The sequence below is a fragment of the Pseudonocardia nigra genome (assembly GCF_019396355.1).
Classification (GTDB): Bacteria; Actinomycetota; Actinomycetes; order Mycobacteriales; family Pseudonocardiaceae; genus Pseudonocardia; species Pseudonocardia nigra.
Genome location: NZ_JAHKRK010000540.1, coordinates 1 through 780 on the forward strand (window position 1 = coordinate 1; position 780 = coordinate 780).

The following is a 780-nucleotide window of genomic DNA, read 5'->3' on the forward strand; positions in this document are numbered from 1 at the left end:
TGCCATCCGAGGAAGTCGAGGCCCTCGTCGATGTGGGTGATCAGGGTCTTCTCCGGTGACAGGCGCAAACCCATCGTGGACAAGACCCCGGCGATCTCCTCGCGGAGAGCTTCGGCGTCGCCGGTGGTGCCCGAAACGAGCAGACACCAGTCGTCTGCGTACCGCACCAGGCGGTAGTTGGGCAGACCATGACGACGCCGCGTGAGCCGCTCATTGCGGCTGATGCCCGGGCCTCCCGGCGCCTGGGCGATGTACTCGTCCAGCACCGAGAGGGCCACGTTGCTCAGCAGCGGTGAGAGGATCGACCCCTGCGGGGTCCCGGCATCGGTGTCCCTCAACTGGCGGTCCTCGTCGAGAATCCCGCTCTTCAGGAACGCCTTCACCAGGGCCAGGACGCGTCTGTCCCCGACACGCTGACGCACCCGGCCCATCAGGGCCGGATGCGAGATCTCGTCGAAACAGGCTTTGATGTCCCCCTCCACGACCCACTCATACGAACGGGCCGTGAAGTGGCGCACCTCGGCCACCGCGTCATGGGTCCGGCGCTTCGGGCGGAACCCGTAGGAACACGGGAGGAAATCCGCCTCGAAGATCGGCTCCAACACCAGTTTCAAGGAGGCTTGGACCACCCGATCCCGCACGGTGGAGATCCCCAGGCGACGACGCTTCGTCGTTCCCGGCTTCGGGATCATCCGCTCCCGTGTCGGTAACGGGCGGAAGTTGCGGTCCTTCACCTCGGTCCGCAGCTGGTCGAGGAACACCTCGACCCCCACCTCGGCC

1 protein-coding gene is annotated in these 780 nt (G+C 66.3%); it reads right to left on the reverse strand.

Annotation, left to right across the window (positions count from 1 at the left end; translation table 11 throughout):
• Positions 1 to 761: reverse transcriptase domain-containing protein (locus KME75_RS42095; protein ID WP_308283543.1), on the reverse strand; the 761-nt coding region annotated here is incomplete at its 3' end.
• Positions 762 to 780: the final 19 nt, after the last annotated feature.